Raw genomic sequence first — 13,485 nt, forward strand, 5'->3', positions numbered from 1 at the left:
AAAAACCCCCCCCCCCGCAGTCCCCATAATCACCTCCGAATTTACATGAATCAGTTTGCAGGAGCCGCATGACGATGGCCACTATGCATGAACGAATCAACAACAAGCTGTCGGCGGATATCAAGCCGACACATTATGAGATTATTAACGAAAGCCATATGCACAGCGGGCCGGCCACGGAATCCCATTTCAAGCTGATTGTGGTGGCGGATTGTTTTGCAGACCTCAATGCGGTCAAGCGTCATCAAAAGCTCTATGGCCTGCTTGCCGATGAACTGCGTGACGGTGTGCATGCGCTGGCGCTGCATCCCTATACACCGGCAGAGTGGGCGGTGAATCAGCAGGGTGCGCCGGCATCGCCGAACTGCCGTGGAGGCGAGTAACTGCAGCTACGATATCTGGTGGCCTGCTGTTTCAAAAAGCGCTATATCTGGGATGCTGTCGGCAAAAATGGGGCGTAAAAGGCGTGAATTTCTTGCCAGCGGGTGCATTATCCGTTAAGGTGCCGCCCACTACAGTGCAGTGACTCAGTTGCCATGACGGGCAGCAGAGCCCTGCGGAATAAGTTATAACGTTGATACGTCTGGATAAGAGTAAAACAATAATCATCGACCCTTAGCTTTAATTTGACGTTAATACCAGAGGCCAGGACTAGATGCTTGATTTACTCCGACACCCGAGATTACCCGCGCTAGTGCGCGTCGGAACGATTGCTGCCGCAGCTATCTTCACCCTGACTGCTTTTGCGCAGTATCATCAGACCGCAGTCATCACGCATGAACTGGTGCTGCAACCCCAGCCGCAACCGGTAACATCCGATGTTGTTATGCTGCTACCCGATTTCGAAGCCGTGGCTGACACGGATAAGCGGAAAGAGGCTTTTTTTGCCTTCCTGCACGCCCATATCGAAGAAGAGAACGAGCGTGTGCGCCAGACCCGGTCGCGACTGCTGCCGCTGGCTGAGATCGTGGCGGCGGGCGAGCCTCTGAGCGCGGTGGAACAAGCGGAGCTCGATGACATCGTGGCGCAGTATAAACTTGCTGACACTGCCATGTCCGATCGCGCCCTGATGGCGGAGTTGTTGCGCCGCGTCGATATCGTGCCGATGTCACTGGTCATGGCGCAGGCCGCCAACGAATCAGCCTGGGGCACGTCACGTTTTGCCCGCGAGGGCAACAACATCTTTGGTCAGTGGTGCTTTGACGAAGGCTGCGGCCTGGTCCCGGAGCGCCGCCGCAGCGATGCCAGCCATGAAGTGCGCAGCTTTGGTTCGGTGCAGGGCTCGGTGCGCGCTTATCTGCGTAACCTCAATACCCATGCCAGCTATGCCGAGATGCGCGACATGCGCGCCGACATGCGGGCACAGGGCCGTCCACTGGATTCCATGGTGCTGGCCCGTGGCCTGACGCAGTACTCCGCACGTGGCATGGCTTACGTCAGTGAGCTGCAGGACATTATCCGCGTCAACCGCCTGCACGCCTTCGATCGATCGTAGGAAAGAATGGGGACGGAGGGAATACTTTTTAACCAATATTGGTTAAAAAGTATTCCCTCCGTCCCCATTCTTTCCTCCGTCCCCTTAACTCTCCCCTCAACTCTTTACTGGCCCTGGTAGCCCGGGCCGGGAATAAATTCACCGGTGATGATGGTGGGCACGCTGTATATCAGTTGCACACCATTGCGGGTAACGAATTCATAATCCATGATGCCGTCGCTGTTGTTATCCACGGCGCGCAGGCCGACATCCCAGGGGTTACCGTTAAAGGCCAGCAGGTTGTTGTCGGCTGGCTGCAGTGGCGTCACGAAGTAGCTGGGCCGGAAGCTGCCAACGCCTTCGATGCTGATGACGCCGCTGAACCGATTGGTGGTGACGTTCAGGCCGTCGGCCTGAAGCATTGCGTACAAAGTTGTGTCGTCGATGGCGGGGGAGATCCGCTGGGTGACACCGTTGCTGCACTCTGCGATAAAGGCAACTTCTGACGCGACCGGGTAAACGGGTGTTGCGTCTTTAATGGTCACCTCACTGCAATCGCCGTCGCCCCCGCTGATATCCTCAAATCCGAACGCCCCTGCGAACCGCTCGCCATTGCCCAACTCAATAGACAGGACTCCGTCGTTGCGCAGGCTGGGAACGTAACCCATGTCTATAACCGCACTAAACAGCGCGTCGGTATTTACCGGGATGGCGGACAGGTCCAGCGCCAGGCCGTCGGTGTAGATAAGGTGCGCGCCGTTGGAGGTCTCTACCATGCCGGTAAGGTCCTCTGAGGGCAAAAATCGCACGGCGGTAAGCTGTGTCAGGTACTGCTCGCCGTTGGGCATGGTGATCAGAATTTCACCGCTGTCCGGGTCGCGGTCAATGAGCGGGGAGGCCGTTGCCGCAAGGATATTGCTTGCTTCTGGCGGCGCTGTCATCCGCTTGAGCATGGCGATTTTCAATTTTTCGTCGGAGAATTTGCCGCTGGTATCTATTTTTTTCTCATCAAATTTTGACACTTCACTTTGTTGTTTCTTCGAGGCGGCGTTCGCAGCCAGCTTGCCCCGCAACAGCTCCTCTTTTTGCTGTTTGACGGCTAATTTTGCTGACCTGTGCTCGATCTCCTGAAGCTTGCGGCGTCGAACTTGCTCCTCGAGTTTATCAAAATCCTTGAACTCCTCGGAGGTCTCCTGCTCGGTCATATCCCGGTGTTTCATCAGCAACGAGGCAAATTCCTGTGTTGTGCTGCCATCAAGTTTAACGCCCAGGTCAAGCTGCATGGACGCGATGCTGCCCAGAAGTTCCTTGTTTTTATACGCAACTTCCTGCTGACTGATTTTGCTCTGCACCTGTGTTTGTGATTTCAGCAGCCGAACCATGTCTTCTTTTAGTGCGTTCTGCTGCGCGGTCGAAAGCAGCAGTCGTTGAATCAGCTGAGTTTGTCGCTGTGCTTCCAGTTGTTTCTGCTTCATTTCCTCCATCATGTTGTTCTGGGCTTCAAGCAGATGTCTGCTGATAGCGCCGGGATCTGTCATGTTCTGATTGGCGATCTGGGTGACCAGTTCAGTTGTGCCGGTCAGCGAATCGATGACAACGATTGTTTGTGGAACGGTTAACTGGTCTGCGATCTGTCGGGATTGGGTGTTGATACCGAATGCACGTAAAATGAAGTTGTTGCGGGCGCTCGGGTCGACACCGGACACAGACTGGTCGCCAGCGTCAGACACAAACTGGGCGTCAGCGTCGAGAATGGATTGCTGAAACGTATCAGCGGCGCTGGGAGGCGTAGCTTCTTCGGTCTCATCGGATGTCTCTTCTTCTGCGCAGTCCTCGGACAGCAAGGTAAATGCGGCGCCCGGCTCTCCCGGGTCTGCACCCAGCTGCAAAATGCCACTGATGGCGTAGGCAGAGCTGAAGGCGGCGGCCAATGTGCCCGACAGGGTAAAATTAGCGTCGCTTTGTGAGCTCGGAGAATTGGTGCAGGTGGTTTGCATGCGCGGGAGTGCGGTGAAACTCTGCCCATCCTGGACGCCGAAGGCTACGTTGTCGGTAAGTGGTTGCATAACGAGGCGTATGTTGATGTTGCGCGCATCGTTGAGGTCACCAAAAGTTTTCAGAAAATCGACAACCGCAGAATTGCCTTGTAGCTCGTATAACGCGTCGGGCATGCGAATGTATATTTCTTCATCGGGAGAGAGCGCGCCGTTACCTGCGTCAAAGGTGGCGGTTCGGGTATCAGTACCATTTGTAACGACCAATTGTGTTGACTCGCTGTCGTCAATGACAATTGTATCGAGTTCATCGTCCTTGATCGTGATGCTGACGGCGCCCAGACCAGCCTCCAGCCTCGCTTCAGTGTCCTGGTCCTGCAGTATAAGACCCAGGCGCAGCTTGTATTCGCCGTCAGCCAAACCGAGGGCCTGCAGAGCGAGCGGTATTTCAAGGGCGCTGGTTTGCGAAAGCAATTTTTCGGGCGTCAGGTTGAACTTGCCAAAAGAACCATTACTTTGCACGTTAACCGTGACCGGATTGTCGGACAGGCTGATATCAAGCTTATTGCCCACCAGGCTGAACCCGTCAGCAGCAGCCGATGCGCTGAAGGTGGTAATGGCAGAGGCTAGCAGCGCTCTTGTCAAAAACGGTATAGGTCTGATCATGATCTACGGTCCCTGTAAAAAAGTCCAACCTTAAAGAAGAATGGGGACGGAGGGAATACTTTTTAACCAACAGTGGTTAAAAAGTATTCCCTCCGTCCCCATTCTTTCAAAAAAGTATTCCCTCCGTCCCCATTCTTTAGTCTGCATTATCGGGCGTGGGGCGGGTCCAGAACTTGTTGAACCAGTAGTAGCGGTCCGTGCCGCGTTTGGGTGCGGTGCAGATGTAGCCGAAACGGCGGGCGTCGAAGGTGTTGCCTTCGGCGGGCTGGATGGTGAAGTGGGCTGCCTCGCGATCGATCCAGTCCAGTTCCAGCGGCTCACCGCCCGCGTAGCAGCCCAGCTGCGAGACGTTGAAATCGCCGGCCAGTTGCAGGGTGACGGCGGGGCGGCGGCTGTCGGTAATGGGTGAGCGCGGCTCCTGGACCTTGATTTCAAACGCCAGGCTCTGCAGTTTGGTTGCGGCCGATTCTATGTCGGCGTAAAAGCCCGCCAACGGGAAACGCGGCAGGGCGGTCATGTCGGAATGATAACCCACGGCGCCTGAATTCTGCGCCAGACCCACAAAACCCTCGTCCTCGATCATGGCGGTAATATCGGTATCAAATTCGCCATAGGGGTAGGCCAGGATTTTGTGATCCTGGCCGGTCTCATCCCTGATGCGTTGCTGGGCGTGTAATAACTCCTCACGCAGGCGCTGCAGGCGTTCGGCATTGCTCTCCCCGGGCAAAGCGTCAATCATGTGCGGGTGGTGCACCATGTGGTTGGCGATTATCACGCCAGCGTCAGACATCGCGCGGATCTGGTCCCAGCTCAGGTAGCCGGCCTGGTTGTCATCAATGGGCTGGGTGCTGACGAACAGCGTCATCGGAAAACCGAATTCCTGCAGCATCGGCAGGCCGTTGGTGTAAATCGACTCATAAGCATCATCAAAGGTCAGCGCTGCCACCCGTTCGGGCATGTCTTCCCGGTTTTGCAGTGCCGCCAGCAGGCGGTCCAGTGGCCACACCGCAAAGTCATTGTCACGCAGGTACTCCAACTGGGTGCGCAACTCGTCCGGGGTCAGACTGGTTGAGCGTGGGGTGGCGTCAGAGACGTGGTGATAGGTGGCAATGACCGCATGTTGCGCCCGGGCTTGCGGGCTGCAACCAGCCACCATGGCTGCCATCAGGGCCAATGCGGTTACCCGTGCCATGACCCGCGCGACAGAACCGAAGCCCGGCGTCCGGATGCTGGGTTGATCAAAAAGGGTCTGCCGCTTTGTTTGAATGCGCATAACAACTCCTCTGCACAATGGTGTCGAATCCCTGATCTTACCCGACATCAGCGTCCCGATTCTATCCGCATGACCGGTGTTGCGACCTTGAACCGGGGTTCTGTGCTTTGACCGTTGTCAGTCTTGTCGGTTTGCCCGTAAATGTCTCATTTGCGCACAGTTTTGCTTTATGTAGACGGGTGGTTGTGGTATAAATGCGCCCGCTGCAAAACCGGGTGCCTTCTGCTGAAGTTCTGCTGAAGTCATCCAGCCTGCCGCGAAACTTAAAACTTAACGTCACACATGCACCGACACATGTTCTTGGGTGCCCGTCATAGCGTCAGCGAAGGTGGGTTAGATCATGGGGTGTATGGAGGCCTAACCCGAAATAAGGTAAATATCATGACTGTAGTATCAATGAAAGACATGCTCAAGGCTGGCGTCCACTTTGGCCACCAGACCCGTTACTGGAACCCCAAGATGAAGCCTTTCATCTTCGGCGCGCGTAACAAGATCCACATCGTTAACCTGGAGCACACCGTGCCCGCGTTCAACGAAGCCCTGGCTGCCATTCAGAATCTGGCCGGTGGCAACAAAAAAATTCTGTTTGTCGGCACCAAGCGCGCTGCAGGTAAGATCATCAAAGAGCAGGCCGAACGCGCTGGCATGCCTTATGTTGATCATCGCTGGCTCGGCGGCATGCTGACCAACTACAAAACCATCCGTGGTTCCATCAAGCGTCTGCGTGACCTGGAAGCCCAGGAAACCGACGGTACGCTGGAGCGTCTGACCAAGAAAGAAGCACTGATGCGTCGCCGTGCCAAAGACAAGCTGGATCGCAGCATCGGTGGTATCAAGGATATGGCGGGTCTGCCTGATGCACTGTTTGTGATCGATGTTGATCACGAGCGCATCGCGGTGACAGAAGCCAACAGCCTGCGCATCCCCGTGATCGGTGTGGTTGATACCAACAGCAACCCTGACGGCATTGACTACCCGATTCCCGGTAACGATGACGCCCAGCGCGCCATCCTGCTGTACGCGACAGCTGTGGCCGATGCCTGCCTGGCGGGCCGCACCAAGGGCAACCTGGTCAGCGACAGCGACTTCGTTGAAGTAGACGAGACGGCTGAAGCAGCGGCGGCGGCAAAAGCGCCTGCGGCTGAGAAAGCGCCTGCAGCCGAGAAAGCACCTGCGGCAGAAGCGGAAGCGCCTGTGGCAGAAGCAGCGCCAGCGGCGAAAGAACCCGCTGCAGATTCGGAGAAGCCGGCCTGATGCGGTTGAGGGTGTCGGCCCCCGACACCCTCAACCCAAGCGACCCGACATACTCCGTTGGCAGATTATTGAACATTATCTGCTTGAAAAAAGGGGCCTCGCCCCTTTTTTTTAACAATTTTTCAGCAAACTTTATTCAAGAATTCTAGTGAGGCTATCGCAAATGGCGAATATTACAGCAGGCATGGTTAAAGAGTTACGTGAGCGCACCGGACTGGGCATGATGGATTGCAAAAAAGCCCTGGTGGAAGCCGACGGTGACATGGAAAAAGCGATCGAAGACATGCGCAAAGCCAGCGGCCTGAAAGCAGCCAAAAAAGCCGGCCGCACGGCCGCTGAAGGCGTTGTCAAAACCCGCGTGGCTGATGACAACAGCTATGGCGTGATCATTGAAATTAACAGCGAAACCGATTTTGTTGCCCGTGATGACAGTTTCCTGGCCTTTGCTGATGACTGCCTGAACCAGGCGTTTGACAACAAACAGAGTGATGCCGCAGCGTTGGCTGCCAGCGTGGAAGATGCGCGCTCTGCCCTGGTGCAGAAAATAGGCGAGAACATCAATCTGCGTCGGGTGAGCGTTGTTGATGCGGATGTGGTTGATACCTACGTACACAGCAACAACCGCATTGCGGTGCTGGTTGCCCTGAAAGGCGGCGACGCTGATCTGGCCCGTGATGTTGCCATGCACGTGGCGGCTTCGAACCCCATGGTTGTGCGCGCCAGCGACGTACCGGCGGATGTTCTGGATAAAGAACGTGAAATCTACTCTGCGCAGGCAGCTGAAAGCGGCAAACCGGCTGAAATCGTGGAAAAGATGGTCGAAGGCCGTATTCGCAAATATGTCGCCGAAATCACGTTGCTGGAGCAGGCCTTTGTCAAAGACCCTGACCTGACAGTCGGCGCCCTGCTGAAAAAGGCTGGCGCGGATGTCGTGAGCTTTGTACGCTACGAAGTCGGCGAAGGCATCGAGAAAGAAGTGGTCGACTTTGCTGAAGAAGTTGCCGCGCAGGCAGCGGCCTCGAAAAAGCAATAAACAGCTTTGGTCGCCCCTTAATACAACCGCTAGGGGACGGAGCTTCGCTCAGTCCCCGAGCAAACAGAATCGAACCAAACTGAATCGGACCTGACATGGCTAAAACTGAGAAAAAGTATAAACGCATACTCTTGAAGCTCAGTGGCGAGGCGCTGACGGGCGAGGCCGATTTTGGCATCGACCCCAAAGTGCTGGACCGCATGGCAGTTGAAATCGGCCAGCTTGTGGGGCTTGGCATTGAAATTGGCGTGGTCATTGGCGGTGGTAATCTGTTCCGCGGGGCGGCACTGCATGCTGCTGGCATGGAGCGGGTCACCGGCGATCACATGGGCATGCTGGCCACGGTGATGAATGCGCTGGCCATGCGCGATGCGCTGGAGCGGGCCGGCATCTCGACCCGGGTGATGTCGGCCATCCCGATGAGCGGCGTGGTTGAACACTACGATCGTCGCGCAGCGATTCGCCATCTGCGCTCCGGCGACGTGGTCATCTTTGCTGCCGGTACCGGTAACCCGTTTTTCACCACCGATTCTGCCGCCTGTTTGCGCGGTATCGAAATTGATGCCGGTCTTATCCTGAAAGCCACCAAGGTAGACGGCGTATATTCTGCCGATCCCATGCGTGTGCCCGATGCCGTCAAGTATGATTATCTGACTTTTGATGAAGTACTGGACAAAAAACTGGGAGTGATGGACCTGACAGCGATCTGTCTGGTGCGTGACCACGATATTCCGGTGTGTGTATTCAATATGCAGAAGCCGGGATCATTATTGAACAATGTGATGGGCCTGACCGATGGTACCTTGATAGGTGTGGTTCGCCCGAGCGAGTCTGGTGGCGAAACCGCCAATTAAGGGGATCAGCATGATTGACGAAATAATCGATGATGCCAGTGAGCGGATGGAAAAATCACTGCATTCACTGGAAATTGCATTCAACAAAATACGTACCGGCCGCGCTCATCCGGGTATTCTGGACACGGTCATGGTGCCTTATTACGGCGCCGACACACCCTTGAACCAGTTGGCCAATATTACTGTGGAAGAGGGGCGTTTGCTGGTCATTGTGCCCTGGGAGCGGGCGCTGATCACCGAGGTGGAAAAAGCCATTCTCAAATCCGATCTGGGTTTGAACCCGTCCAACAACGGTGAATCCATCCGTCTGCCGATGCCTGCGTTGACAGAGGAAACCCGTCGCGATTACACCAAGCAGGCCAAGCACGAAGCCGAAAATGCGCGCGTTGCCATCCGCAATATACGCCGCGATGCCAACAGCACTATCAAGGATCTTCTCAAAGATAAAGAGATCAGCGAAGATGATCAGCATCGGGCTGAGGAACGCATCCAGAAACTGACCGACAAGTACATCGCGTCTGTCGAAGCCACGTTCGGCGCAAAAGAGAAAGACCTGCTGTCTATCTGATTGATGGTCGGCACGACAGCTCAAGCCATGGATGCGTGAGGAGACGTCAAATGGGAGAGGTAAAAGCAGGCACTGTACCCAGACACATCGCGTTTATCATGGATGGCAATAATCGCTGGGCAAAGTCGCGCGGGCTGGGCGGCGGTGCTGGTCACCGTGCCGGGGCCGAGGCGGCACGGGATGTGGTTTACGCCTGTGTCGAGCGTAATATCGAGCACCTGACCCTGTTTGCGTTCAGTAGTGAGAACTGGCTGCGTCCCCGCAAAGAAGTACGCGGCCTGATGGCGTTGTTTTTGAGTGTCCTGCAGCGCCATGAAATCAATCAGCTGCATGAGCGTAATGTGCGGCTGCGTTTTATCGGTAACCGTGCCAGTTTTTCGCCACGGCTGCAGAAAAATATGGCCGACGTGGAATGCCTGACGCGGGATAACACGGGTACCGTGGTAACGGTGGCGGCGGACTACGGTGGCCAATGGGACATCGCTCAGGCCTGTCGGCGCATCGCCGATAACGTTCAGCAGGGCACCCTTCAGGCTGCTGATATCACGCCCGACACGGTACAGCAATATGTCTGTCTGGCTGACGTTCCCCCCCCGGATCTGTGCATACGCACGGGTGGCGAGCAGCGCATCAGCAACTTCCTGTTGTGGCAGTTTGCCTACACCGAGCTGTATTTTACCGATATCTACTGGCCGGATTTTAACGCCAACTCGTTGCGAGAGGCGCTTGACAACTTCAGCGGACGCAAGCGTCGTTACGGCGGTCAGTCTGACAGTGACGAAGTCACCGATGCCGAGGGGACGCAGATTGCTTAAACAGCGTGTATTGACTGCCATTGCCATGATACTGGTGCTGTATGCCGGCACTGCATGGTTGTCGCCCGTCATGTTCGCCGGTTTTCTGAGCCTGATACTGTTGCCGGCCCTGCTGGAGTGGGGCCGCCTGATGGGGCTGGTGCGCGATCGCGAGCGCCTGGCCTGGGTCGGCTGCTTCATCACCCTCCTGTCGCTGGTCATCTGGTTTCTGCTCGCGCCTGACACCGGCGCAATTGAACAGACCGGGTTGTTCCTGACTTCCAGCCTGACCTTGAGTGTGGCGGGTGTCTCGTTCATCAGTGCCCTGGCGATGGGGTTCTGGATTGGGATTTTCTACTTTCTGCGCCGTTACCCCAGGCGCCAGGAGTATTGGCAGGCCCGCTGGCGCATCGGCCTGATGGGGATGGCCTGCCTGCTGCCAACCTGGGTCGGTTTTATGTACCTCAAGGTGCTGGCGCCGTCGGGGTTGCTGGTGCTGATTCTGGTGGCACTGGTCAGTGTGGTTGATATTGGCGCCTATTTCACCGGCAAGAAGTGGGGCAATTCGAAGCTGGCGCCGGCGCTGAGCCCGAAAAAATCCTGGGCCGGATTCTGGGGCGGTGTGGCCAGCTGTGTCGCGCTAACCCTGTGTCTGCTGACCTGGGTACATATTGAGTATCAGACCCTGTCGCCGCTGACCTGGATACTGTTATTGCTGGCGGCGCTGTTACTGGCGGTTTTTTCGGTGATAGGCGATCTGTTTGAAAGCATGCTGAAGCGCCACCGGGGTCTGAAAGACAGTGGCCGCAGCCTGCCCGGTCACGGCGGGGTGCTGGATCGAATTGACAGCCTGATCGCCGCGACGCCCGTTTATGTGCTGGCGCTGGTACTTTTAAGCACAAGGCTTGATGTGTTATGAGCCAGTCTCCGGCCAATCAATCGATGAAATCGCAACTGTCATCGCAACCACCATCGCCACCGCTTGCGCAGACGATCACCGTGCTGGGCGCCACCGGGTCAGTGGGCACCAGTACGCTGGACGTCATCGCCCGCCATGAGCATTTTTCCGTTTACGCCTTGAGTGCCCACAGCAATACCGCTTTGCTGTTGCAGCAGTGCCTGCAGTTCAGGCCGGTATATGCCGTGCTCAGTGATGAACATGCGGCAGAGACCTTGCGTTTGCAGTTGATAAAAGCCGGTTCGCAGACCGAGGTCCTGTGGGGCGCTGATGCGCTGACAAAGATCGCCTCTGACCCGGCTGTTGACGTGGTGATGGCGGCTATCGTGGGCGCGGCAGGTTTGTTGCCGGCACTGGCTGCCGCCGAAAGCGGCAAGAAGGTGTTGCTGGCCAATAAAGAGTCGCTGGTGATGGCGGGTGAGCTGTTCATGCAGGCGGCCGTGCAAAGCGGCGCGGTGATTTTGCCCATCGACAGTGAACACAATGCGATTTTTCAGTGTTTACCGGCACCGGCACAATCCAGGCGCGGCAATCTGGCCGGGCAGGGTGTGCGCAAGGTGCTGCTGACCGCGTCGGGCGGACCGTTTCTGCACACCCCGGTGGAGCAGTTGCATGCCGTCACGCCGGCGCAGGCCTGCAAACACCCCAACTGGGACATGGGGCGCAAGATTTCCGTTGATTCTGCCACCATGATGAACAAGGGCCTGGAATTCATTGAGGCCTGTTATCTGTTTGATCTGGCGCCCGACGCGGTGGAGGTGGTCATTCACCCGCAAAGCATCGTGCATTCGATGGTGGAATACGCCGATGGCTCGGTACTGGCGCAGCTGGGCAGCCCGGATATGCGCGTGCCGATAGCACATGCCCTGGCCTGGCCGCAGCGCATTGAATCCGGGGCGGATTTCCTGAGCCTGGTGAAGAGCCCCGACCTGCAGTTTCTGGCGCCGGATCTGGTGCGTTTCCCTTGCCTGGCGCTGGGTATGGAGGCGGCCCGGGAAGGCGGTTTTGCGCCTACCTGCCTGAACGCCGCCAATGAAATTGCGGTGGCCGCCTTCCTGGAAGGCCAGATTCGCTTCACGGACATTCCGCAGATTATTTCCGGCACGCTGGCGCAAATAACTTGTCGCCAGCCGGTCTCTATCGCTATGATTCAACAGCTGGATGCCGAGGCGCGGGCTGTTGCCTGTGACATCGCAGCGGGGCTTTAATTATGTTTGAAACACTGCTTATCAATATTCTTGCCCTCATTGTAACCCTGGGCATTCTGGTCACCATTCACGAATTCGGTCACTTCTGGGTCGCGCGGCGCTGCGGTGTGAAAGTGCTGCGCTTCTCTATCGGCTTTGGCCGTGCGGTGAAGACCTGGCATGGCAAGGATGGCACCGAATACGTGATCGCGCCCATCCCGCTGGGGGGCTACGTCAAGATGCTGGGTCAGGACGATACCCAGGCCGGCGGCGGTGACATTCCAGAATCCGAGCGTCACATGGCGTTCAATTTCAAGCCCCTGTGGCAGCGCTTTGCCATTGTCGCGGCAGGGCCGATGGCCAATTTCCTGCTGGCCATTGTGGTGTTCTGGCTGATCAATGTGGCTTACGGCCTGAAAGGTGTGGCGCCGGTGATGTCCAATGTGCTGGACGGCTCGCCGGCCTATGAAGCCGGTTTGCGCGCCGGAGACGAAATTGTTGCCGTTGACGGGGTCGATACCAATATCTGGCAGCAGGTGACCATGCAGCTGCTCAACCGCCTGGGTGAAACCGGTGAACTGGTGGTCAGCGCAGTGCCGGCCAATGCGGTGGACGCACGTGATTACCGGATTCCGGTGCAGAACTGGGAGTCGCGTACCTCGGAACCCAACCCGCTCGCGTCGTTGGGCATCGTGCAGTATGAAATTCCGCCAGTCATTGACGGAGTTGTCGCCGGGGGCCGCGCCGAGCAGGCCGGGTTCCAGGCTGGTGACCGCGTGCTGAGCGCCGGTGGCGAGCAGGTCCGCAGCTGGACGCAGTGGGTGGAAATGGTTCGGGCGCATCCGGAACTGACGCTGGATGTTGTTGTCCAACGCGGAGCAGTTGAGCAGGCGTTGACGGTGACGCCGCAAAGCAGTGATGTTGATGGCGTGGCAATTGGCACCATCGGCGCCTATGTTGAACCTTATGATCTGTATGGCAGTTTGCCGCCGGAGATGCGCCGGGAGATTTCCTACAACCCGCTGACCGCGATCGGGCCAGCGTTGCAGGAAACCTGGGACAAGTCGGTTTTTGTGCTGGATTCGATCAAGAAGATGGTGATTGGCCTGATTTCCGTGAAGAATATCAATGGCCCCATCACCATCGCGCAGGTTGCGGGGGAGACCGCCAGTTATGGCCTTGAGGTCTATCTGGGGTTTCTCGCCATACTGAGTATCAGTCTGGGTGTGCTGAACCTGCTGCCGATTCCGGTGCTCGATGGCGGGCATTTGTTGTATTACACCATAGAGGCTATCATACGCCGTCCTGTGCCAGAGCGGATTCAGGCCATGGGGCTGCAAATGGGTCTGTTGATGATTGGTGGCATCATGATGCTGGCCATTTATAACGATGTGGCCCGGCTGCTTTAATACGGGTTTTACGCGACATCA

At 56.7% G+C, this 13,485-nt stretch carries 11 protein-coding genes and 1 pseudogene; 10 read left to right on the plus strand and 2 right to left on the minus strand.

Annotated features, from left to right (window positions below; genetic code table 11):
• Window positions 1-68 precede the first annotated feature (68 nt).
• Together WD071_RS03350 and WD071_RS03355 are read left to right on the plus strand one after the other, a co-directional pair.
• On the plus strand, window positions 69-383 hold the full coding sequence (locus tag WD071_RS03350; RefSeq protein WP_368046916.1) for a BolA family protein: 315 nt from the start codon (window positions 69-71) through the stop codon (window positions 381-383).
• 272 nt (window positions 384-655) lie between these two features.
• Window positions 656-1,495 carry a glucosaminidase domain-containing protein gene (locus WD071_RS03355; RefSeq protein ID WP_368046917.1) on the plus strand — a complete coding sequence of 280 codons (840 nt, stop codon included), beginning with the start codon at window positions 656-658 and terminating at the stop codon, window positions 1,493-1,495.
• Window positions 1,496-1,599: 104 nt separating this feature from the next.
• Here WD071_RS03355 and WD071_RS03360 read toward each other — a convergent pair whose 3' ends face one another.
• Window positions 1,600-4,134, minus strand: a complete 2,535-nt coding sequence (locus WD071_RS03360) for a hypothetical protein (RefSeq protein WP_368046918.1) — start codon at window positions 4,132-4,134, stop codon at window positions 1,600-1,602.
• A 136-nt stretch (window positions 4,135-4,270) separates the two neighbouring features.
• Entirely contained in the window at window positions 4,271-5,407 is a 1,137-nt protein-coding gene (locus tag WD071_RS03365) for a polysaccharide deacetylase family protein (RefSeq protein WP_368046919.1), read from the minus strand.
• Between the two features lie 381 nt (window positions 5,408-5,788).
• Here WD071_RS03365 and rpsB point away from each other — a divergent pair.
• The 8 genes and pseudogenes from rpsB to rseP all read left to right on the plus strand — a co-directional run.
• A pseudogene (rpsB, locus tag WD071_RS03370) lies at window positions 5,789-6,553 on the plus strand (30S ribosomal protein S2); the annotation flags it as partial.
• 271 nt (window positions 6,554-6,824) lie between these two features.
• The gene (tsf, locus tag WD071_RS03375; RefSeq protein WP_368046920.1) at window positions 6,825-7,694 is read left to right on the plus strand and encodes a translation elongation factor Ts; all 870 of its coding nucleotides are present in this window, start codon (window positions 6,825-6,827) and stop codon (window positions 7,692-7,694) included.
• Window positions 7,695-7,789: 95 nt separating this feature from the next.
• Window positions 7,790-8,548 carry a UMP kinase gene (gene pyrH / locus WD071_RS03380; protein WP_368046921.1) on the plus strand — a complete coding sequence of 253 codons (759 nt, stop codon included), beginning with the start codon at window positions 7,790-7,792 and terminating at the stop codon, window positions 8,546-8,548.
• A gap of 10 nt (window positions 8,549-8,558) precedes the next feature.
• Window positions 8,559-9,116 carry a ribosome recycling factor gene (frr, locus tag WD071_RS03385; RefSeq protein WP_368046922.1) on the plus strand — a complete coding sequence of 186 codons (558 nt, stop codon included), beginning with the start codon at window positions 8,559-8,561 and terminating at the stop codon, window positions 9,114-9,116.
• Window positions 9,117-9,166: 50 nt separating this feature from the next.
• Window positions 9,167-9,931, plus strand: coding sequence for a polyprenyl diphosphate synthase (gene uppS, locus WD071_RS03390; RefSeq protein WP_368046923.1), 765 nt, complete (start codon window positions 9,167-9,169; stop codon window positions 9,929-9,931).
• Entirely contained in the window at window positions 9,924-10,829 is a 906-nt protein-coding gene (locus WD071_RS03395) for a phosphatidate cytidylyltransferase (RefSeq protein WP_368046924.1), read from the plus strand. The genes uppS and WD071_RS03395 overlap by 8 nt, the downstream gene beginning before the upstream one ends.
• Before the next feature lie 23 nt (window positions 10,830-10,852).
• Window positions 10,853-12,076, plus strand: a complete 1,224-nt coding sequence (gene ispC / locus WD071_RS03400; RefSeq protein WP_368047005.1) for a 1-deoxy-D-xylulose-5-phosphate reductoisomerase — start codon at window positions 10,853-10,855, stop codon at window positions 12,074-12,076.
• 2 nt (window positions 12,077-12,078) lie between these two features.
• Complete coding sequence (gene rseP, locus WD071_RS03405) at window positions 12,079-13,464, plus strand: RIP metalloprotease RseP (protein ID WP_368046925.1); 1,386 nt, start codon at window positions 12,079-12,081, stop codon at window positions 13,462-13,464.
• Window positions 13,465-13,485 lie beyond the last annotated feature (21 nt).

It is taken from the genome of Pseudohongiella sp. (genome assembly GCF_040877505.1).
In the GTDB taxonomy this organism is placed as follows: Bacteria; Pseudomonadota; Gammaproteobacteria; order Pseudomonadales; family Pseudohongiellaceae; genus Pseudohongiella.